The organism is Streptomyces sp. NBC_00104, assembly GCF_045160825.1.
In the GTDB taxonomy this organism is placed as follows: Bacteria; Actinomycetota; Actinomycetes; order Streptomycetales; family Streptomycetaceae; genus Streptomyces.
In genome coordinates this window covers 7,414,602-7,435,378 of record NZ_CP108215.1, presented here as the reverse complement: position 1 = coordinate 7,435,378, position 20,777 = coordinate 7,414,602, and the positions used below count along the sequence as shown (strand labels likewise).

The following is a 20,777-nucleotide window of genomic DNA, read 5'->3' as shown; positions in this document are numbered from 1 at the left end:
AGGCGACCAGTCGTCACGCAGGGTCTTCACTGCCACCAGTCGCGTACCGGTGCACAGCCCCGCCGACATCCCCAGCAATCGACGTTCTCGCGTCAGCGGTGCCAGCGGCCGGGACTTCCTGTGCGCGGCCCGCCTCCTGGGAAAACCTGATCCGCCAGAAGATCGGAAACGAGCAGATGAGGCGGACGAGGCGGTCATTGTCGAGGGTCTGGCCATGCCGTACGAAGAGGCTCTGGCCTACGCGGTGAACGGCGCCCCTTGGTCCCGCCGTCTCGCAGTACCCGCCGCCGCCGCCGGACGGCTGTTGCGAAGTTCTCGCCTCTTGGTCAGAGGTTAAGGACCGTCTCGGTGAGCAGATGGCCGCGGCCCAGGACGCGCAGGCAGTCGGCGACGAGGGACGTACGCAGTTCTCTGCTCACCTCGAGGCTGTGAGGTCGACCGGTCTCCGCGAGGCTCGTGCAGTGCATGTCGCGGGCCTTGAGCAACGGCGCGCAACTCCTTCTCAACGGCGTCGAGATGCGGAGTAGGAGACCTCCTGGCGCCAATGTCAGCAGGGCCTGCGGCAGTGGCCGCGACGCACACAGCCGACACAAGCGTGAGTCGGCCCGAGCCGTCGCCACCCTGCTCAACACCGTCCGCCGGGACCAGATTTCCCAGGCACCCGCTGTGGCAAGGCTGCTGCATCGGCAGTTCGCCCGCATTACCCCGGCCGAGGCCAGCCGCCATGCCGTCTGCGATCGGTGTCTGCTCGGCCCGGACCCGCTCCCGGCCGGGGGCATCGACGCGGTGCGTGCCCTGGTGTTCACCGGTGAACACGACGACGTCAGCACGCCGGACGAAAACCGTGTTGTGCAGCCTCCATCGCCGGCTCGACCTTCCTCCTCGTCCGCAACGCCGACCACATGGTGCACCTCGAACGGGAAGCCGAATACGCCGATCTCGTCCTACGTTTTCTCACCGACCTCCGGCTCGACGGCCTCCCCTACACGACTGCACCGGAGCACTTCGGGCAAGTGGGTAGGCGCCGACATGAGCTCCGGACCATCGGCTTCACCATCACTCTGGCCGCCGCTTTCACCAGCTACAAATTCCGCGAGCGAAGCTACTGACGAGTAGGCGCCCTCGCAAATGCCCACGATGCGCCTAAGCTCACACCGCGCAGCATCGAAGCGGGTGAAATCACCGGCGTGCAGATCAGCCGGCGCGCTCTACAGGGAGTGGGGCGCGGCCGAAGCCCGGGGCCGGTCGCCAACCGCGCTCTGAAAGGCGTCCTTGGGTGAGCAGCCACATCCGGACCACCGAGGCGCGCCGTGATCGGCACGAGGCTCGCACTCACGGGCCAGGACGTATTCTCCCGACGCCGACGCCGACGTGTTGCGGTGGTGGGTCCGCGACGACTCTTCGTTACACACAGACGAGGCGGTCGACCGCTGCGGCAACGTCTGCCCGAGCCGGACCGTGCAAAGAGATCAGCACCGACCCAGCACAGAACGGGTTTCCTGGGGTGATCACAGGTGCCTCCAGGTCAGCACAAAGTCAGCACGGGTAGAGAAAGAGCCCCGGATCGCTCCGAGGCTCTAAAGCTGTGACCTGCATGTTTGCTGTCAGGAACGATCGCTGCTAACTCGGCGTCTCAGATAGCGTCCGCACATAAGTGCCACACTGCCAGGCCCACCCGTCACCCGACCACCGCCCCCGACGATGGCGCGCCGCGCCGGCCCCGATCGATCGCGACCCCGAGGAGCCACCGCAGAACATGGAAAGCACCGCAGTCACCTCGCTGGCCTCCCTGTGGGACGAGGTCTTCGGCACCCAGCCCGACCCCGACCTCTGGGTCGTCATAGCCACCGCCGTCGCCGCGCTGGCGGCGATCGTCCCGCACGGCGTCTGGCGGCTCTCGCGCAACGCCATCACCATCGCGCACGAGGGCGGCCACGGACTGATCGCGCTGCTCACCGGCCGCACCCTGACCGGCATCCGGCTGCACTCCGACACCAGCGGCCTCACGGTCAGCCGCGGCAAGCCCACCGGCCTCGGCATGATCCTCACCGCCGCCGCCGGCTACACCGCGCCCCCGCTCCTCGGCCTCGGCGGCGCCGCCCTCCTCGGCTCCGGCCGCATCACCCTCCTGCTCTGGCTCTCCACGATCCTGCTGGTCGCCATGCTGGTCATGATCCGCAACGCCTACGGCGCCCTGACGGTCGTCGTCACCGGCGGCACCTTCGTCGTCGTCTCCTGGCTGGCGGGCCCCCAGGTCCAGGCCACCTTCGCCTACGCGGTGGTCTGGTTCCTGCTGCTGGGGGGCGTCCGCCCGGCGTTCGAGCTCCAGGCGAAGCGCCGCCGAGGAGGCGCCGGCGACTCCGACGCGGACCAGCTCTCCCGCCTGACCCATGTGCCGGCGACGGTCTGGCTCCTGATGTTCCACGTGGTCTCGGTCTGCGCGCTGCTGGGCGGCGGCCGCTGGCTGCTGAACCTCTGACGCCGGGGTCGAGGCGCGCCCCGAAAAGGACGCGGGGCTGTCCCGACGCTTTGGCTCCGCCGCGTGGGCGCGACCAGCCACGACGGACCCGCGGACAAGAGCCGACCCGGGCTCCCGGCTCAACCCGGCGGAGCGAACCCCCACTAAAGTGGGCCCCATGGCCCTGAACGCACAGCCCGCCCTCTGGCCCGCCCCCTACGCGAGCGGAGCCGTCGACGCGACGGTCCACGTCCCGGGGTCCAAGTCGGTCACCAACCGCGCCCTGGTACTCGCCGCCCTCGCCAGCGAGCCCGGCTGGCTCCGCCGCCCCCTCCGCTCCCGCGACACCCTCCTGATGGCGGCCGCGCTGCGCGCGATGGGCGTCGGCATCGAGGAGACCGTCTCCTCCAGTTCGTCCGGCGCGGGCGGCTCCGGCGAGGCCTGGCGCGTCCTCCCCACCGGCCTGCACGGCCCGGCCACGGTGGACGTCGGCAACGCCGGCACGGTCATGCGCTTCCTCCCCCCGGTGGCCGCCCTCGCCGACGGACCCATCCGGTTCGACGGCGACCCCCGCTCGTACGAGCGCCCTCTGAACGGCGTGATCGACGCCCTGCGCGCCCTCGGCGCGCGGATCGACGACGACGGCCGGGGCGCCCTCCCGCTGACGGTGCACGGCGGCGGTGCCCTGGACGGCGGTCCGGTGGCGATCGACGCGTCCTCGTCGTCGCAGTTCGTGTCGGCGCTTCTCCTGTCGGCCCCCCGCTTCAACCAGGGCGTCGAGGTCCGTCACATCGGCGCGACCCTGCCGTCCCTCCCCCACATCCGGATGACCGTCGACATGCTGCGCTCGGTCGGCGCGCAGGTGGACACCCCGGAGTCGGGCGGCGAGGCGAACGTCTGGCGGGTCACGCCGGGCGCGCTGCTCGGCCGCGACCTGACGATCGAGCCGGACCTCTCCAACGCCCAGCCGTTCCTGGCGGCGGCCCTGGTGACCGGCGGCAAGGTCGTCATCCCCGACTGGCCCGCGCGCACCACCCAGCCCGGTGACCAGCTCCGCGCGATCTTCACGGAGATGGGCGGCACCTGCGAACTGACCGAGTACGGACTGGTGTTCACCGGTTCGGGTGCGATCCACGGCATCGACGTGGACCTGGGCGAGGTCGGCGAGCTGACCCCGGGTATCGCGGCGGTCGCCGCCCTCGCCGACTCCCCCTCGACCCTGCGCGGCGTCGCCCACCTCCGCCTCCACGAGACGGACCGCCTGGCCGCGCTCACCAAGGAGATCAACGAACTCGGCGGCGACGTCACCGAGACCGCCGACGGCCTCCACATCCGCCCGCGCCCCCTGCACGGCGGTGTCTTCCACACCTACGACGACCACCGCATGGCCACGGCCGGTGCGATCATCGGCCTGGCCGTGGACGGGGTGCGGATCGAGAACGTGGAGACGACGGCCAAGACCCTGCCGGACTTCCCCGACCTGTGGACCGGGATGCTCGGGAAGAACTGACGGGCGGACCGGGATCATGCGCCGTTACGGCAAGCACACCGACGAGGACGACATCCGCAGCCGCCCGAACCGCAAGGGCAACCGTCCCCGTACGCACATCCGCCCCAAACACGAGGACGCCGCCGAGGGCATGGTCCTCACCGTCGACCGGGGCCGGCTGACCTGCCTCGTCGACGGCCAGGTCATCCTCGCGATGAAGGCCCGCGAACTGGGCCGCAAGGCCGCGGTCGTCGGCGACATCGTCGCCCTCGTCGGCGACCTCTCCGGCAAGAAGGACACACTCGCCCGGATCGTCCGCATCGCCGACCGCACGTCGGTGCTGCGCCGCACGGCCGACGACGACGACCCGTACGAGCGCGTCGTCGTCGCCAACGCCGACCAGCTCGCCATCGTCACCGCCCTCGCCGACCCGGAGCCCAGGCCCCGGCTGATCGACCGCTGTCTGGTGGCGGCGTACGACGGCGGCCTCACCCCCCTGCTGGTCATGACCAAGTCGGACCTGGCCTCGCCCGACAAACTCCTGGAGCTCTACGGCCACCTGGACATCCCGTACGTGGTGACGAGCCGCCAGGAACTGGAGGCCGACGACACCGCCGACCACGTGCGCGAACACCTCGACGGCAAGATCACCGCCTTCGTGGGTCACTCGGGCGTGGGCAAGACGACCCTGGTCAACGCCCTGGTCCCGGAGGACCTGCGCCGTACGACCGGCCATGTGAACGCGGTGACGGGCCGCGGCCGGCACACCACGACCTCGGCGCTGGCCCTCCCCCTGGCGGACTCGCACGGCGGCTGGCTGGTGGACACCCCGGGCGTACGGTCGTTCGGTCTCGCCCACATCGACCCCTCGCGGGTCATCAACGCCTTCCCGGATCTGGTGCCGGGCACCGAGGGCTGCCCGCGTGCGTGCGGTCACGACGAGCCGGACTGCGCGCTGGACCAGTGGGTGGCGGACGGTCACGCGGACCCGGCCCGGCTCTACTCCCTGCGCAGGCTGCTCTCGACACGCGAACGACGGGAAGGCGACTGACCTCCGCGTTGTTTGCGCCCCTCTCTACCCGGTAAGTGCATAATCGCACCAAGTCGGAGCCCGACCGGACGAGAGCACACGAAGCGGTCACGGAGCGTGGGGACACGGGAGGACGAGACATGGCGTGGCTGCTGGTGGTCGTGGCGGGACTTCTGGAAACCGGGTTCGCCGTCTGCCTCAAGCTCTCGCACGGCTTCACCAGACTCTGGCCCACGGTCGCCTTCTGCGTCTTCGCGCTCGGCAGCTTCGGCCTGCTGACCCTCTCCCTGAAGAAGCTCGACGTCGGCCCCGCCTACGCCGTCTGGACGGGCATCGGCGCGGCCGGCACCGCGATCTACGGGATGATCTTCCTCGGGGACATCGTGTCGACGCTGAAGATCGTCTCGATCAGCCTGGTGATCGTGGGGGTCGTGGGCCTGCAACTGTCGGGTTCGGCGCGGTAGTTCGCGACCGGGCCTACAGATGGTGGAGAGGCCGGCTGAGCTGGCGGGGCAGCGCGGTCCGTACGAGATCCGTGACCCCGCCGTCACCCGGGGGCGCCGCCACGCACGACAGGGCGAGCCGCACGGCCAGTTCGCAGCAACGGGCCAGCTCCCCCGTGTCCGACCTGGGGGTGCCGGGCGCGGACAGCACGGCGACGGCCCGCTCGCGCACCAGGGCCACGAAGTCGGCGGGCGCGGGCAGCGGCCCGTCCGCGCGGCGCTGGGCGGGCACCACGGAGGACGAGGGCACCGCCGACAGCGTCGGCGAGGGCAGCCGCTCGCTCCAGCAGCCGGTGAGCATGGCGCGAACGAGCGCGTTGTTCCGGGAGGCCGCCACGGTCCACTCGGCGGTCGCGGCCAGCCGGTCCCGGGTGTCCGCGGGGGTGGCCAGCGCCCGCTCGACGCCCGCCAGATAGCCGTCCGCCTCCCTCCGGACCAGGGCCCTGGCCAACCCGTCCTTGCTGCCGAACTCGTTGTACAGCGTCTGACGTGACACTCCGGCCACCGCCGCCACGTCCACCATCCGCACCGTGGACCACGGCCGGCGCACCAGCGCCGTGTAAGCGGCGTCCAACAACGTTTCCCGCGCTGCAGGCATCATCGCCTCCCTGAATGCGAGCGGGCGGCTCTGGCCCTCAGATTTGACGCGCATCAAGTCACTGTCAAGGGTTCACGGCGGTCCCCAGGGGCGCACATCAGCCAACGCACGCGGGCCCCTTCCCACCACGCCCACCCACCCCGCCCACCCACCCCGCCGACGGCAGCCGCGGAGCGTGGCCGCCTGCCGTGGCTGCGCGCAGTCGTGCCGCCGGGGGCGACGGGGGCACCCCCGCTCGATCGAAGCCGAGCGGGGGTGAGGGTGGGCGCGGGGCACCCGGCGGGCGCCGGTGAACGACACCCGCCCCCGCCCGGCACGACCCCCGGGTGCCCGACCGTCGCCGCCCCAACCCCCGCACCCCCCAACCGACCTCCGGCCCCCTGTAGCCCCGTACCGACCTCGGCAGATACCGTTCGCCACATGGCCGACTACCTCGACGACCTCCGCTTCGCCCACGTCCTCGCGGACGCCGCCGACGCGACCACCATGGCCCGGTTCAAGGCCCTCGACCTGAAGGTCGAGACGAAGCCGGACATGACCCCGGTGAGCGAGGCCGACAAGGCCACCGAGGAACTCATCCGCGGCCAACTCCAGCGCGCCCGCCCCCGAGACGCGATCCTCGGCGAGGAGTACGGCCTCGAGGGCACCGGCCCCCGCCGCTGGGTGATCGACCCGATCGACGGCACCAAGAACTACGTCCGTGGCGTCCCCGTCTGGGCCACCCTGATCTCCCTGATGGAGGCGGCCGAGGGCGGCTACCAGCCCGTCGTCGGCGTCGTCTCCGCCCCCGCCCTGGGCCGCCGCTGGTGGGCCGCCAAGGGCCACGGCGCCTTCACGGGCCGCAGCCTCAGCTCGGCCTCCCGCCTGCACGTCTCCCGCGTCGCCGAGCTGTCGGACGCCTCCTTCGCGTACTCCTCCCTCAGCGGCTGGGAGGAGCGCGGCCACCTCAACGGCTTCCTGGACCTGACCCGCGAGGTGTGGCGCACGCGCGCGTACGGCGACTTCTGGCCGTACATGCTGGTCGCCGAGGGCGCGGTGGACATCTGCGCCGAACCCGAACTCTCCCTCTGGGACATGGCCGCCAACGCGATCATCGTCACCGAGTCGGGCGGCAGCTTCACCGGACTCGACGGCCGCCCCGGCCCGCACAGCGGCAACGCGGCGGCCTCGAACGGCCTGCTCCACGACGAGCTGCTGGGATACCTGAACGAGCGCCACTGAACCTGCCCTTTGACGCGGACGACGCCCCGGAGTGATCCCGGGGCGCCCCGAACTGACCACGCACGCCCCCTTGTTGACCTCCGCTTTACCTGCCACATTGAGAGTTCCCCCGCTTGTGAACTTGTGCAGCGCTCAACAGGCGCCTCCGGCGCCGGGCCTGAACTATCTGTCGCCGGGGTACCCCAGGAGGTGGCTGAACTCCATGCTCGTCCGCGACGCCATGAGCACACTGGTCCTCACCATCGGTCCCGATCACACCCTCCGCCAGGCCGCCGCACTGATGTCGGCTCGCCGGATCGGCGCGGCCGTGGTCCTCGACCCGGACGCCGGCGGACTCGGCATTCTGACCGAACGCGACGTCCTCAACTCCGTCGGCCTGGGCCAGAGCCCCGACGCCGAACGCGCCCATGCCCACACCACCAACGACGTCGTGTTCGCCGCGCCGTCCTGGACCCTGGAGGAAGCGGCCCGCGCCATGACCCATGGCGGTTTCCGCCACCTGATCGTCCTCGACCAGGGCGCACCCGTCGGCATCGTCTCGGTCCGCGACATCATCCGCTGCTGGTCACCGGCCCGACAGCCCACACCCGCCTAGAGAGCCTCCGGGCACACGAACGCGCGGGCTCGTGAACCCACGGACCCACGCGCGCGACCCACGGACGCGCGAACGGGCCGGGAACCTCGGAACGAGATCCCGGCCCGTCCTCAACGACAAGCGGTCCAACCCCGGGTCGGCCGCACAGGGCCTGGACTGCGACCTCCAGGCGCTTGCCGAAGCCTTTCCTGACAGAACCCGATCCTATATTGGACAAAATCCAAGTCAAGTCAAGCTCCAAAGTCACACCTGTTCGGGAACTGTTCCCCCTTGCTGTTAGGCTGACCGGTATGAGTGACCTTCTGGAGCGGCTGCGCGGACGCGGATGGCGTATGACCGCGCAGCGACGTGTCGTGGCCGAGGTCCTCGAAGGCGAACACGTCCACCTGACGGCCGACGAGGTGCACGCGCGCGCTGTCGCCAAACTGCCCGAGATCTCCCGGGCGACCGTGTACAACACCCTGGGTGAGCTGGTCTCCCTCGGTGAGGTGCTCGAGGTGGCCACGGACAAGCGCGCCAAGCGGTACGACCCCAACGCGCACCGCCCGCACCACCACCTGGTCTGCGCCCGGTGCGGCACGATCCGCGACGTCCACCCCACGGGCAACCCTCTGGCCGACCTCCCCTCCTCCGAGCGCTTCGGCTTCACCGTCTCGGACGTAGAGGTCACCTACCGAGGCGTCTGCCCGACCTGCACGACCGCGTAGGCCCACCGCCGCACGACACACCAAAACCCCCGGCGCCGATACGGCCGGGGGCTTCTCTCTGCACACTGATCAGTCAACCTGATCAGTCAACCTGATCAGGTTGCCAATACCGCGATACACCGAGGGCCCGGAACCTGATCGGTTCCGGGCCCTCGGCCTTCAGTAGCGGGGACAGGATTTGAACCTGCGACCTCTGGGTTATGAGCCCAGCGAGCTACCGAGCTGCTCCACCCCGCGGCGATGAACTGAACACTACGTCACCGCCACCGACCAGCGCAAATCCATTGGGCACCAGCCCTGACCTGCACCTCCGCGGCCGGCCACCCCGTCCCGCCCTCGGGCAACGCACCGCTGACCGCCCCACCCAGCAGTGCGGGCGCGGGTCCCACCTGCCCCGGCCGCGGGCAGTCGCCCGAGGGAGGCGACACCCACCCTGCAGGGGTGCAGGGCCCGGCACAGGCCTGCCTGTCGTCGCCGCGAGCAGTCGCGCCGCCGGGGTGGCCCGGCGGCACGGGTGGGCGCGGGCGGCACCCCGCAAGCGCCGGCGAGCGAGACCGACCCCCGCCCAGCCGCAGCCGCCGGGCGCCCCCGCACCCCCGAGCCCCGCGCAGCGGCCCGGCACCAGAAGCGCTTACGCCGACAACTCGTCCCGCAACGCATCCCGCAACCGCGCCGCCCGCTCCGCGACCTCCGCCGGCCCGAGGGCAGCGGCCCGATCGGCCCACCGCTTCCCCTCCACCAGCTCACCCCGACGCGCGTAGACGAGAGCAAGCCGCAAAGCGGCCCGCCCATGCCCCGCGTCGGCGGCCCGCGCCCACCACACCGCGGCCTCCGGCTCGCTCCCCTCCCGAGCCAGCAGCAGCCCCAGATTGAACGCCCCGTTCCGCGACCCGGACTCCGCCGCGACCCGATACCACCGTGCCGCCTCGACGACGTCCCCCCGCGCCGCGGCCAGCATCCCGACCCGCACCTGCGCCCGCCGATGTCCCTGCGACGCGGCCCTCTCGTACCACTCCTCGCACTCGTTCTTCTCCCGCACCGGCTCCCCCAGCTCATGCGCGGGAGCGGGCGGCCGGCGCGCGTCGAGCACGGCGGCCAGCCGGTACGCGGCCTCCGCACTGCCCCCACCGGCGGCACACCGCAGATGCCGCTCGGCGGCCCGCTCGTCGCCGTCCCGCAGCCGCGCGATGGCGACCTGGAGCGCCGCCTCGGTGTGCCCGGCGGCAGCCGCTCGCTCGTACCAGACGAGCGCTTTCACGTCGTCGCCCCGCCCGGCGAACAGGATGCCCAGGTTGAAGGCGGCGTCCACGCTGCCGGCCTCCGCGGCCTTGGAGAACCACGGTTCGGCCCCGGACGCGTCCCCGACCTGGAGCAGCAGGATGGCCAGCGCGTTCGCCGCCTCCCGGTGCCCGGCGTACGCGGCCCGCCGGTACCACTGCTCGGCCTGCGCGGTCCGCCCCTGCTCGGCGCAGAGCAGCCCGAGATTGAACGCGCCGTTGACGTCACCGGCGTCCATCGCGGCCCGGTACCACCGCTCGGCGGTCTGCGTCTCACCGCGCTCGGCGTGCAGCGCGCCCAGCGCGTTCGCCGCGTTGCCGTCGCCGTCCTGGGCGGCCCGCAGCCACCACACGGCCGCGCTCTCGGTGTCGCCCGCGTCCCGCAGCAGGAACCCGAGCGCGCAGGCGGCGCGCGGCTCGCCGTCCTTGGCGGAGGTCAGATACCAGCGCCCGGCCTCCTTGAGCTCCCCGCGCCGCTCCAGGATCGCCCCGAGGTGCAGGGCGGCCCGCCGGTGCCCGCGCGCGGCGGCCTGGCGGTACCACTGCTCGGCCTCCTCGGCGGCGCCCCCGACTCCGTTGTCGGCACCGGGCTCTGCGGCGCGCGCGGCGGCACGGCCTTCACGGACGACCGGACGGGCCTCGCGGGCGGCCTCCCGGCTCGCGCTCCCGATCTCGAACGCCGCGCGCGCGATCCTGCGCCCCTCGCGCGCCGCCGCGCGCTCCTCCTGCTCGGCACGCTGGTCGAGCTCTCGCGCGAGGCGATACGCGGCCTCGCGGTGCCCGCGCTCGGCGGCGACCCGCATCCACCGCTCGGCGGCGGCGTCGCTGCGGTGCTCCAGCAGATCGGCGAGGGCGTACGCGCCCAGTGCGTGGCCCTGCTCGGCGGACTGGCGCAGCCAGTACTCGGCGGCCGGCTCGTCGCCGCGCTCACGGTGGTGCCGGCCGAGCGCGTGCGCCGCGGCGGCGGACCCGGCGACGGCCGCGATCCGCCACCAGCTGGCGGCCTCGTCGGCGTATCCGCGCTGGTGCAGCAGGACACCCAGGTTGTTGGCGGCCGCGCGGTCCCCGGCCGCGGTGGCGCCCCGAAGATAGGGCTCGGCTCCGTCGAGGTCTCCGCGGCGCAGCAGCATGGCTCCGAGGACGCTCATCGCCTCGGCGTCACCGGCTTCGGCGGCGAGCCGCTGACGCGCCTCCTCGACGGCGTCGGCCGTCTCGTCCGCCGCCTGCACGGACTCGACCGACGAAACGGACTCGGCGGGCACCACGAAGTCGGCGGCAGGCAGCGCAAAGTCGGCAGGCTGCGCAAACCGCCCTGTCTCCAACAGAGTTGCCTTGTCCCCCATAACGTCCATCGTCGCACCACCTGCAACCTGGGTACACCTGGTATACCGCAGCCATTGAGGTCACTACAGCGTTTTGTCGACATGCCCACAGAGCGACAAGTCAAACACAGAATTCACCAACACCCCCGACAACACGTCGAAGGCCCGGATCCTTGAGAGGATCCGGGCCTTCAACTTCAGTAGCGGGGACAGGATTTGAACCTGCGACCTCTGGGTTATGAGCCCAGCGAGCTACCGAGCTGCTCCACCCCGCGCCGTTGTGTTGCAACCGTACCACGGCGCGGGGTGGAGCTTTGCATCAGCCGCTTCCGGAGCCTCCGTCACCGCTCTGGTCGCTGTCCTCACTGCCACTGCCGCCGGTCCCGTCGGCCTTGGACTGCGCGTCCTCGGCCCGCTTCAGCGCGTCCTCCAGGGCCTGTTGGGCCCGGCCGTACGCCTCCCAGTCGCCGTCCTTGAGGGCCTGCTGGCCCTCGTCGAACGCCTTCTGGGCTTCCTCCAGGGCCTGTTGGACCGTCGGATCGCCGGACGGCGGCGGCTCGTCGGTGCCCTCGTCGCCGTCGTCGACCGGTGGCTCGGTGGTCGGACCCTCGGTTTCGAACACCTTGTTGAGCGCCGCGTCGAGGGTGTCCTCGAAGGCCGTGTTGCCGCCGTAGGTGACCAGGACCTTGCGCAGCAGCGGGTACTTGAGTCCGCCGCCTCGCACATAGACGGGCTCCACGTAGAGCAGTCCGCCGTCGAGCGGGACCGTCAGGAGGTTGCCGTACTCGACCTGGGAGTCACCTCTCTTGAGGAGGCTGATGGTCTCGGCGATGTCCTGTTCGGAGTTGAACTGGCTCTGGACCTGTTTCGGTCCGTCGATCGGTTCGCTGGTCGGCAGTTTCAGAATTCTGATCTTGCCGTAGTCCTTGGTGCCCGCCTCGGCGTTGACCGACACGAAGGCGCTGAGGTTGTCCCGGCCGTTGGGCGTGAGCGTCGTGGTCAGCGAGAACGCCTGTGCCGTCTGGCCCGGCAGCTTCATGCTCAGGTAGTACGGCGGCACCGCGTTGCCCGAGGTGTTGGTCGGGTCGTCCGGGACCTGCCACACCTCGCTGCCGCTGAGGAACGTCTCGGCGTCCTTCACGTGGTAGCGGGTCAGCAGTTCACGCTGGACCTTGAACAGGTCCTGCGGGTACCGCAGATGGGCCAGGAGCGAGTCGGAGATGTCCTCCTTCGGCTCCACCGTGCCCGGGAAGGCCTTCATCCAGGTCTTCAGGACCGGGTCCTGAGTGTCCCACTGGAAGAGCTTGACCTCGCCGGTGTACGCGTCGACGGTCGCCTTCACCGAGTTGCGGATGTAGTTGACCTGGTTCTGCTGGGCCACCACCGCCCGCTGACTGTTGTCCGCGGTCAGAGAGTCGGCCGTCGTGTCGCCCAGGGTGGTGCGGGAGGCGTACGGGTAGCCGTTGGTGGTGGTGTACGCGTCGACGATCCACTGGATCTTCCCGTCGACGACGGCCGGGTAGGCGTCGCCGTCGATGGTCAGCCAGGGGGCGACCGCCTCGACGCGCTCCTTGGGCGTGCGGTTGTACAGGATCCGCGAACCCTCGCCGATGGCACCGGAGTAGAGGATCTGCGGCTCGTTGAACGCCACCGCGTACGCGGCCCGGTTGACCGGGCTGGAGAGGTTGATCCCGCTGTTGCCCTTGTAGCTGGTGGTCTTCTCACCGCTGTCGTCGGAGTAGTCGATCTCGTCCTGGGGACCGCCGACGATCGAGTACTGGGTGGTCTTCTCGCCGTAGTAGACCCGCTGCTGGTACTTGCCGAGGTCGCCCTTGGACGGCAGGTCGGACTCCGTGAACACCGGACGGCCGCCGGAGGTGGCCTCGGTGCCCTTGGCGGCGACCACGCCGTAGCCGTGGGTGTAGCGGAAGTGGTCGTTGATCCAGTTGTTCTTCGGGATGCCGGCGAGGTTCAGCTCGCGCAGACCGATGACCGTGTCCTGCTCCGCGCCGTCCTCATTGCTGTACCGGTCGACGTCCAGGTTCGTGGGGAACGCGTAGTAGTTCCTCATCTGCTGGAGCTGCTGGAACGTCGGCGAGACGATGTTCGGGTCGAGCATGCGGATGCTCGCCGTGGTGTCGGCGTCGGCACGGAGCTTGGCCTTGTCCGTGGTGTCGCTCACACCGGAGTACTCCTCGACCTCGGTCCCGTCGATGCCGTAGGCCTGCCGGGTCGCCGAGAGGTTCTTCTCGACGTACGGCGCTTCCTTGGCCTGCTCGTTCGGCTGGACCTGGAACTTCTGGACGATCGCCGGGTACAGCCCGCCGATGAGGATCGCGGAGAGCACCATCAGGCCGAAGCCGATGACCGGCAGCTGCCAGGTACGCCGCCAGATGGTGGCGAAGAACAGCAGCGCGCAGATGGCGGCGATGCAGAACAGGATCGTCTTGGCGGGCAGGTACGCGTTCGCGTCGACGTACCTGAGGCCCGTCCAGTTGCCCGTCGCCTTGAAGTCGCTGGACTTCACCGCGAGCCCGTACCGGTCGAGCCAGTACGCGACCGCCTTCAGGGTGACGAAGATGCCCAGGAGCACCGACAGGTGCCCGGTGGCCGCTGCCGTGGCACGCGCGCCCGGGGAGGTGACCCTGAGGCCGCCGTACAGGTAGTGCGTGAGCGCGGCCGCGATCACCGAGAGCACGGCGGCGGCGAAGCCGAAGCCGAGCAGGAAGCGGTACCAGGGCAGGTCGAAGGCGTAGAAAGAGACGTCCAGGTCGAACTGGGGGTCCTTCTGGCCGAACGAGACTCCGTTGACCCACATCAGCCAGGTGCGCCACTGCCCGGAGGCGGAGGCGCCGGCGATGAGGCCCACCAGGGAGGTGATCCCGAGAAGCAGCCACTTCTTGTAGGGCGCGATGCCCATGCGGTACCTGTCGAGGCTCTGCTGCTCCATCGACATCGCGCTCAGCGGCGGCCGTAGCCGGTGCGCGAGCCAGATATTGAAGCCGACCGAGGCCGACATGAGCAGACCGAAGACGAAGAAGAGCCCGATCTTCGTCCAGAGCGTGGTGGTGAAGACGGACGAATACTTCACCGACCGGTACCAGAGCCAGTCCGTCCAGAACCCCGCGAACATGACGAACGCCATGCCGAGGACGGCAAGGACGCCCAGCGTCATGAGCAGCGTCCGGACACGTCGGGACGGTCGGCCCACTCTGATCCGCGGCCCCGTCGGGCCTCCGCCGCGGTCCGGCATCTGGAAAGCCAAGGTGCGCACCTCGAAGTTCGCTGTCGATACGTCAGGCCCGCGTCTACGGACCCTCCAGCGGGCCCCGTGATCGCAGGGGCCTCACCTATGCAACTTACTCACGCTTTACTCGGTTCCCGCTTCCGGGAACGAACGAGGCAGGATTGTGACCATGTCCAACACTCCCATGGCAGCGAACCCCCTCACCCGGGCCGTGCTCGAGATCGACGAGTACGCCTCGGGCCTCGGCTGGGACCAGCCCGCTCGCCTCTTCGCCCTCGTGGATACCGCGCGTCTGCGGTCCCAGGAACCCGCCCTCGCGACCCAGCTCGGCCTTCAGGACGAGTCCGAGACCGCCGGTCTCACCCCGATCGAGCAGGACGAGATCCCCGCCGGCAAGGCGCTGGACGAGTTCCTCGGCACCATCGCCTGGCCCGACGCGGTGGTCGGCTGCGCGCTGACCGTGGAGCGGCTGATGCTGCCGCCGTCCGCCGAGACGTCCGTCCCCGAGAACCTCGACGGGGCCCGCCTCGCCCAGTGGGTCGCCGCCCACCCGGACCGCCAGGAGGTCCGCATGACGGTCGCCGTCCTCCGTGACGGCTCCCGCGACTCGGCCCTGCGCCTGCGCGAGAAGGACACCCCCACCGAGGTCCTCACCGGCCCCGAGCTGGTCCCGGGCCTGGCGGAGGCCCTGTCCGCGACCTTCGTGGACTGATCGCCGGAACTCTGCCGACGGGGTCCCGGGCAAGGGCCCGGGTACGGCGGTGGGGGCGCCCCCGGTCTTCCGGAGCGCCCCCACGCGCGCGTGCACGTCCGTCCCCGTCAGCCCTTGGTGGTGCACTTCGGCAGGTCGGCGGTGTCGCCGGAGCGGATGTCCTTCAGGGCTCCCAGCGCGTCGTCGATGGTGTCGACCTTGACGAGGGTCAGTCCGTCGGGGGTGTCCTTGGCCGCCGCGGCGCAGTTGTCCTTGGGCGTGAGGAAGTACTCGGCACCCTTGTCGCGCGCGCCGACCGTCTTCATCTCGATACCGCCGATGGGACCGACCTTGCCCTCGTCGTCGATCGTGCCGGTGCCGGCCACGAACCTGCCGCCCGTCAGGTTGCCCGGCGTGAGCTTGTCGTAGATGCCGAGGGCGAACATCAGTCCGGCGCTCGGGCCGCCGACGTCGGCGAGCTTGATGTCGATGGTGAACGGGAAGGTGTGGTCGGTCCCGGCGGAGATCCCGACGATCGCCCGCTCCTCGCCCGAGTCGTCCGACTTGGCCGTGGTGATCGTGACCTTGTCGGTCTCGGTCGCCGTCCTGTTCGCCTTCTCGGCGGCGGCCTGCGCCTTGGCGGGCACGATGAGGAAGTCGACGTCCTCGCCCGGCTTGTGCTTCGTGACCAGCTTCGCCACGTCCTCGGGCGCCTTGACCGCCGTACCGTCGACGGACTTGATCACGTCACCGGCGTGCAGTTTGCCCTCGGCCGGGGAGTCCTTGACGACGGTGGAGACGATCACCCAGGACTTCACCGGGATGTCCAGCTCCTCCAGGGCCGCGACCTTGGCGCTCTCCTGGGACTGGCTGAACTCCTCGGCGTTCTCCTGGGTCGACTGCTCCTCGGTCTTGCCGTCCGGGTACAGCGTGTCGTGCGGCACGACCTTGTTGTCGTGTGCCAGCCAGCCGTACACGGCCTCGACGAGGTTCATCCTGTAGTCGGCGCTGGTGACGCGGACCGTGGTCATGTTGAGGTTGCCGGTCGTCGCGTACGTCTTGCGTCCGGAGATCTGCAGCACCGGCTCGCCGTCGTGCTCCCCCAGCGTGTTCACCGTCGGCCCCGGTGACATCTCCGCGTAGGGCACGGGAATGATCACACCCGCGCACAGGAGCGCGATCAGCATCAGGGTGGAAGCGAGCATCGTCGCGGTGCGGCGTGGCATGGAACGACAGTACGGGACAGGCCTGTCCGCGCACTGTCGGGGCCGTCCGTCCGGGGGTGCGGGCAGGATGCCGCTAGCCGCCGGAGTGGGACCGCTCCATGGCCTCGCGGAAGCGCGAGTAGCCCGCGAGCTCGGTGCCGTCCTCGATGCTCCTGCGGTTCCGGCCGGCCCAGCCACCCCACAGTCCGGCACCGATCGCGGCCACGAGTGGAATCAGCAACCAGGCGAGCGCCGCCATGCCGGCCTCCCAACCCCTATCAAGCAACCACAACTGACTGATCAGCAGATTATCCGTCCGCTCCGTCAACGCTCGCGCCGGGGGGCGGGTTACGCAACCGGAACGCGCGCAGGCGCATTCCGGTCACGGCTTCAGCAGGCGCCCACCCTCCCGTCGCCCGACCACCACCCCTCACCGACGGCGCTACGCGCCGACCCGCCCTCCCGTCGCCCGACCACCACCCCTCACCGACGGCGCTACGCGCCGACCCATTCATCGGTGCCGTCGGAGAACTTCTGGTGCTTCCAGATGGGCACTTCGTGCTTCAGATCGTCGATCAGTTTGCGGCACGCCTCGAAGGCCTCGCCCCGGTGCGGACACGACACGGCGACGACCACCGCGAGGTCCCCGACCGCCAGGTTCCCCACCCGGTGCACGGCCGCGAGTGCCCGCACCGGGTAGTCGGCGACCACTTTCTCCGCGATCCGCCGCATCTCGGCCTCGGCCGTCGGGTGACACGAATAGCCGAGCGCGTCGACATCGGTTCCGCCGTCGTGGTTCCGCACGGTTCCCACGAACAGCGCGGTCCCCCCGGCCGCGTCGTCCCCGACCGCCCGGAACACCTCGTCGAGGGAGAGCGCCGTCTCTCGAATCCCGATCAGCTTGACGGGCTCCTCGGCCCCCTGCTCACCAGGATGATCATCATTCACTGCCATACCCCCATCGTGCCCCACTCACGGCCCGGCCCGACACGGTCACAACCGCAGTCACGCGCGCGTGGCGGCTTGGAGTGACCTACAGACGTACGCAGCGGTGTTCGGGCGATCGCGCCGGGGCGGGCGGCACGGGGGCGCGCGGCGGCACCCTGCGCGCGGCGGCAAGCGCAAACGCGCCCCGCAGCCACAGCAAGGGGCGCGCGTCCCTCAGCGCCGCCCCCGAGCCTTCCGCGCCCGCCGCACCAACGCCGCCGTGCCCAGCAGCGCCACCGTCGCGCCCGCCGCGCCCGCGGCCGTCGCGTCCTTGCGCCCCAGCCGCCGCCCGGCCACGGTGTGCCGCCCGGCGACCTCCTCCAGCAGCTCCGCGAGCACTTCCTCGTTCGTCCACACCGGCCGCCAGCCGGCGTCGTGCAACCGGCTCCCGCTCACGACCCACGGATACATCGTGTAGGCCAGATCCCCGGCCGGGGACGGTGTCAGCCCGATCCGGTGGAGCCGGGCAGCGGCCCCGAGGGCGACCGCGGACGGCAGCTCCATGCGCCGGATCCCGCTGAGCTCCTCGACCTCCTCCTGCTCCAGCCACCCCTCGCATCCGACGGCCAGCTCCCCGTCGACCTTCTCCAGCACGGCGTACTCCAGCGCACCGCACAGATCCTCGACGTGACAGAACTGCCAGGCGGGCCGCGACCCGGCCACCACCAGCAGCCGAGGCGACTCGAAGTACCTGGTCAGCGCCGTGTCCGTGCCCCCGACAAGGGTCGCCGGGCGGACGACGGTGACATTGAGGCCCGGATGGGCGCGGGGCGCCCGGCGCGCGAGCCGCTCGATCTCCAGCAGGTCGCCGACCCCGGTGGCCTCGGCGGTCGCCCGCAGCTCGGCGTCCTCCGAGAGCGGGAGCTCGTTGTCGGGCAGCGCCCCGTAGACCATCGCCGAGGTGCACAGCACGACCCGGTGCACCCCGGCCGCAGCGGCCGCCGTGAGCACGGTCTGCGTGCCGCGCACGTTGTACGCGCTGCGTGCCGCCGAGTCGGTGCCCAGGTCGAGGTCGACGGCGAGGTGCACCACGACGTCCGCCCCGCGCAGTTTCTCGGCGATCGCCGGGTCCCGCACGTCCAGGATGTGCCACGTGGCGGCCGCGCACTCGCCGCGCCGCTCGTCGATGGCGATGACCTGCCGGATCTCGTCGGACTCGGCGAGCCGCTCGGTGAGCAGCGCTCCTACGCCGGACGCGGCACCGGTGACCGCGACGACGGGCCCGCGCGCGGCGGGACTGGTTGAGTGGTTTCGCGCTGCGCGAACCTGTGGATCTGGGGAACTCACCGGGCGTCTCCAGCGGTTGTCTTCAGTACGAACGCGGGTGACGCGTACGTACCAGGTGGCATCCATCCTGCCGCAGGCCTTCGGTCGGCGGAGCACTGAGGCCTTAACCCGCCGTGGTGTCTACGCTGGGTGGTGTTCGGGCAGCCGTGCCGTCGGAGAAAACCGATGGCCCTATCAGCCGAGGAATCCCGTGAGTGACACCCCATTCGGATTCGGCCTTCCGCCGGAGGAGCCGGACGACGGCGACGAGGGCAAGAAGAAGGACCAGGAGAGCGGTGGTGGTCAGGGACCGGCCAACCCGTTCGGCTTCGGGTTCCCCGGAGCCGGCGGTCCCGGGGCCGACAATCCGTTCGCCGCGATGTTCGGTTCCATGAACCCCAACGACCTGGGCGCCGCCTTCCAGCAGCTGGGCCAGATGCTCTCGTACGAGGGCGGCCCGGTGAACTGGGACATGGCCAAGCAGATCGCCCGCCAGACGGTCTCCCAGGGGACGGCCGACGGCACGAAGGACGTGAGTGTCGGCCCCGCCGAGCGCACCGCCGTGGAGGAGGCCGTCCGCCTGGCCGATCTGTGGCTCGACGACGTGACGTCCCTGCCGTCCGGCGCGGGCTCCGCCGTGGCGTGGAGCCGCGCGGAATGGGTGGAGGCCACCCTGCCCGCCTGGAAGGAACTCGTCGACCCGGTCGCCGAGCGGGTCGGCGGCGCCATGGGCGACATCCTGCCGGAGGAGATGCAGGCCATGGCCGGCCCGCTGATCGGCATGATGAAGTCGATGGGCGGCGCCATGTTCGGCCAGCAGATCGGGCAGGCCGTGGGCGTGCTCGCGGGCGAGGTCGTCGGCTCCACCGACGTCGGCCTGCCGCTCGGCCCGGCCGGCAAGGCCGCGCTGCTGCCGATCAACATGGAGGCGTTCGGCAAGGACCTGGGCGTCGGCAAGGACGAGGTGCGGCTCTATCTGGCCCTGCGCGAGGCCGCCCACCAGCGGCTCTTCGCCCATGTGCCGTGGCTGCGCTCGCACCTGTTCGGCGCGGTCGAGGGCTACGCGCGCGGGATCAAGGTCGACACGGCCAAGCTGGAGGACGTGGTCGGCCAGTTCGACCCGCAGAACCCCGAGGAGTTGCAGCAGGCACTCCAGCAGGGCATGTTCCAGCCGGAGGACACCCCCGCGCAGAAGGCCGCCCTGGCCCGTCTGGAGACCGCTCTGGCGCTGGTGGAGGGCTGGGTGGACGCGGTGGTGCACGCCGCCGCGAAACCGCGCCTGTCGTCCGCCGACGCCCTGCGCGAGACCCTGCGCCGCCGTCGCGCCACGGGTGGCCCGGCCGAGCAGACCTTCGCGACGCTGATCGGCCTGGAGCTGCGCCCCCGCCGCCTGCGCGACGCCTCCCGCCTGTGGGCGTCCCTCACGGACGCGCGCGGTGTCGACGGCCGTGACGCCCTGTGGGCCCACCCCGACATGCTGCCCACCGCCTCCGACCTGGACGACCCGGACGGCTTCGTCCATCGCGAGCAGCTGGACTTCTCCGAGCTGGACAAGATGCTCGGCGAGGCCGCGGGCGGCTCCACCGAGAAGCCGGACCTCAAGAAGAAGGACGACGACACCGAGTGAGCCTGCACGACGACGCGGTCCTCGTACTGAAGAGCTACGAGGACCAGGCCGAGTTGCGCCAGGCGTATCTCGACCACCTCGCGGCCCACCCGGACGGCATGTGGAAGGCGTGCGGCGCCGGACACATCACGGCGAGCGGTCTGGTGATCGACCCCCAGCACGGCCGGGTGCTGCTCACTCTCCACAAGAAGCTGCGCATGTGGCTGCAGATGGGCGGGCACTGCGAGCCCGAGGACACCACCCTCGCGGGCTCCGCCCTCCGGGAGGCCACGGAGGAGTCCGGCATCACGGGCCTGTCGCTCCTGCCGGGCGGCCCGGTCCGCCTCGACCGCCACCACACCCCGTGCGCCTGGCACCTCGACGTCCAGTACGCGGCCCTCGCCCCGGCCGACGCCGTGGAAGCGATCAGCGAGGAGTCCCTCGACCTGCGCTGGTTCGCGTACGACGAGGTGCCGACCGTGGCCGACGAGTCGGTCGTACGCCTGGTGGAGGCTACGCGGGAACGGCTCTGACCTCGCTCTTTCGTGTGGGGTCGGCGATCTGACGGTGTGCCG

The 20,777-nt window shown here is 70.9% G+C and carries 18 protein-coding genes and 2 tRNA genes; 11 read left to right on the top strand and 9 right to left on the bottom strand.

What is annotated here, in order from left to right; genetic code table 11:
* The first annotated feature begins 902 nt into the window (after positions 1–902).
* The 5 genes from OG272_RS32720 (at position 903) to OG272_RS32700 (ending at position 5,441) form a co-directional block, all read left to right on the top strand.
* A complete protein-coding gene (locus OG272_RS32720; protein ID WP_327727897.1) occupies positions 903–1,109 on the top strand; it encodes a hypothetical protein in 207 nt (68 codons plus the stop codon).
* A 647-nt stretch (positions 1,110–1,756) separates the two neighbouring features.
* Complete coding sequence (locus OG272_RS32715) at positions 1,757–2,479, top strand: M50 family metallopeptidase (RefSeq protein ID WP_405895376.1); 723 nt, start codon at positions 1,757–1,759, stop codon at positions 2,477–2,479.
* A 157-nt stretch (positions 2,480–2,636) separates the two neighbouring features.
* Positions 2,637–3,968 carry a 3-phosphoshikimate 1-carboxyvinyltransferase gene (gene aroA / locus OG272_RS32710; RefSeq protein WP_327727898.1) on the top strand — a complete coding sequence of 444 codons (1,332 nt, stop codon included), beginning with the start codon at positions 2,637–2,639 and terminating at the stop codon, positions 3,966–3,968.
* Positions 3,969–3,984: 16 nt separating this feature from the next.
* Positions 3,985–4,998, top strand: coding sequence for a ribosome small subunit-dependent GTPase A (rsgA, locus tag OG272_RS32705; protein ID WP_326577674.1), 1,014 nt, complete (start codon positions 3,985–3,987; stop codon positions 4,996–4,998).
* A gap of 119 nt (positions 4,999–5,117) precedes the next feature.
* Complete coding sequence (locus tag OG272_RS32700) at positions 5,118–5,441, top strand: multidrug efflux SMR transporter (protein ID WP_326577675.1); 324 nt, start codon at positions 5,118–5,120, stop codon at positions 5,439–5,441.
* 13 nt (positions 5,442–5,454) lie between these two features.
* Here the strand turns inward: OG272_RS32700 and OG272_RS32695 are convergent, their stop codons facing one another.
* Positions 5,455–6,081, bottom strand: a complete 627-nt coding sequence (locus tag OG272_RS32695; protein ID WP_326577676.1) for a TetR/AcrR family transcriptional regulator — start codon at positions 6,079–6,081, stop codon at positions 5,455–5,457.
* 417 nt (positions 6,082–6,498) lie between these two features.
* On the opposite strand from OG272_RS32695, the gene hisN reads away from it, so the two are divergent.
* The 3 genes from hisN to OG272_RS32680 all read left to right on the top strand — a co-directional run bounded on the left by hisN (position 6,499) and on the right by OG272_RS32680 (position 8,601).
* Positions 6,499–7,299 (top strand): histidinol-phosphatase, encoded by an 801-nt coding sequence (gene hisN / locus OG272_RS32690; RefSeq protein WP_326577677.1) that lies wholly within the window; start codon positions 6,499–6,501, stop codon positions 7,297–7,299.
* Positions 7,300–7,501: 202 nt separating this feature from the next.
* Positions 7,502–7,894, top strand: coding sequence for a CBS domain-containing protein (locus tag OG272_RS32685; RefSeq protein ID WP_327727899.1), 393 nt, complete (start codon positions 7,502–7,504; stop codon positions 7,892–7,894).
* Positions 7,895–8,184: 290 nt separating this feature from the next.
* On the top strand, positions 8,185–8,601 hold the full coding sequence (locus OG272_RS32680) for a Fur family transcriptional regulator (RefSeq protein ID WP_326577679.1): 417 nt from the start codon (positions 8,185–8,187) through the stop codon (positions 8,599–8,601).
* A gap of 163 nt (positions 8,602–8,764) precedes the next feature.
* Here OG272_RS32680 and OG272_RS32675 read toward each other — a convergent pair.
* The 4 genes from OG272_RS32675 to OG272_RS32660 form a co-directional block, all read right to left on the bottom strand.
* Positions 8,765–8,838, bottom strand: a tRNA-Met gene (locus tag OG272_RS32675).
* Positions 8,839–9,232: 394 nt separating this feature from the next.
* Positions 9,233–11,221, bottom strand: coding sequence for a tetratricopeptide repeat protein (locus OG272_RS32670; RefSeq protein WP_405895375.1), 1,989 nt, complete (start codon positions 11,219–11,221; stop codon positions 9,233–9,235).
* Between the two features lie 180 nt (positions 11,222–11,401).
* Positions 11,402–11,475, bottom strand: a tRNA-Met gene (locus OG272_RS32665).
* Between the two features lie 44 nt (positions 11,476–11,519).
* Positions 11,520–14,453 (bottom strand): UPF0182 family protein, encoded by a 2,934-nt coding sequence (locus OG272_RS32660; RefSeq protein ID WP_327732123.1) that lies wholly within the window; start codon positions 14,451–14,453, stop codon positions 11,520–11,522.
* 163 nt (positions 14,454–14,616) lie between these two features.
* On the opposite strand from OG272_RS32660, the gene OG272_RS32655 reads away from it, so the two are divergent.
* Positions 14,617–15,159, top strand: a complete 543-nt coding sequence (locus OG272_RS32655; protein WP_405895374.1) for a PPA1309 family protein — start codon at positions 14,617–14,619, stop codon at positions 15,157–15,159.
* 107 nt (positions 15,160–15,266) lie between these two features.
* On the opposite strand, the gene OG272_RS32650 is transcribed toward OG272_RS32655, so the two are convergent.
* The 4 genes from OG272_RS32650 to OG272_RS32635 form a co-directional block, all read right to left on the bottom strand.
* Complete coding sequence (locus OG272_RS32650; protein ID WP_326577682.1) at positions 15,267–16,364, bottom strand: PDZ domain-containing protein; 1,098 nt, start codon at positions 16,362–16,364, stop codon at positions 15,267–15,269.
* A 73-nt stretch (positions 16,365–16,437) separates the two neighbouring features.
* Positions 16,438–16,584 carry a hypothetical protein gene (locus OG272_RS32645; RefSeq protein ID WP_328224804.1) on the bottom strand — a complete coding sequence of 49 codons (147 nt, stop codon included), beginning with the start codon at positions 16,582–16,584 and terminating at the stop codon, positions 16,438–16,440.
* A 254-nt stretch (positions 16,585–16,838) separates the two neighbouring features.
* A complete protein-coding gene (locus tag OG272_RS32640) occupies positions 16,839–17,297 on the bottom strand; it encodes a molybdenum cofactor biosynthesis protein MoaE (RefSeq protein WP_326577683.1) in 459 nt (152 codons plus the stop codon).
* 207 nt (positions 17,298–17,504) lie between these two features.
* Positions 17,505–18,617, bottom strand: a complete 1,113-nt coding sequence (locus OG272_RS32635; RefSeq protein ID WP_326577684.1) for an SDR family oxidoreductase — start codon at positions 18,615–18,617, stop codon at positions 17,505–17,507.
* A gap of 190 nt (positions 18,618–18,807) precedes the next feature.
* On the opposite strand from OG272_RS32635, the gene OG272_RS32630 reads away from it, so the two are divergent.
* Together OG272_RS32630 and OG272_RS32625 are read left to right on the top strand one after the other, a co-directional pair.
* Entirely contained in the window at positions 18,808–20,223 is a 1,416-nt protein-coding gene (locus OG272_RS32630) for a zinc-dependent metalloprotease (RefSeq protein WP_326577685.1), read from the top strand.
* The gene (locus tag OG272_RS32625) at positions 20,220–20,735 is read left to right on the top strand and encodes an NUDIX hydrolase (protein ID WP_327727901.1); all 516 of its coding nucleotides are present in this window, start codon (positions 20,220–20,222) and stop codon (positions 20,733–20,735) included. Before OG272_RS32630 ends, OG272_RS32625 begins: the two co-directional genes overlap by 4 nt.
* Positions 20,736–20,777: the final 42 nt, after the last annotated feature.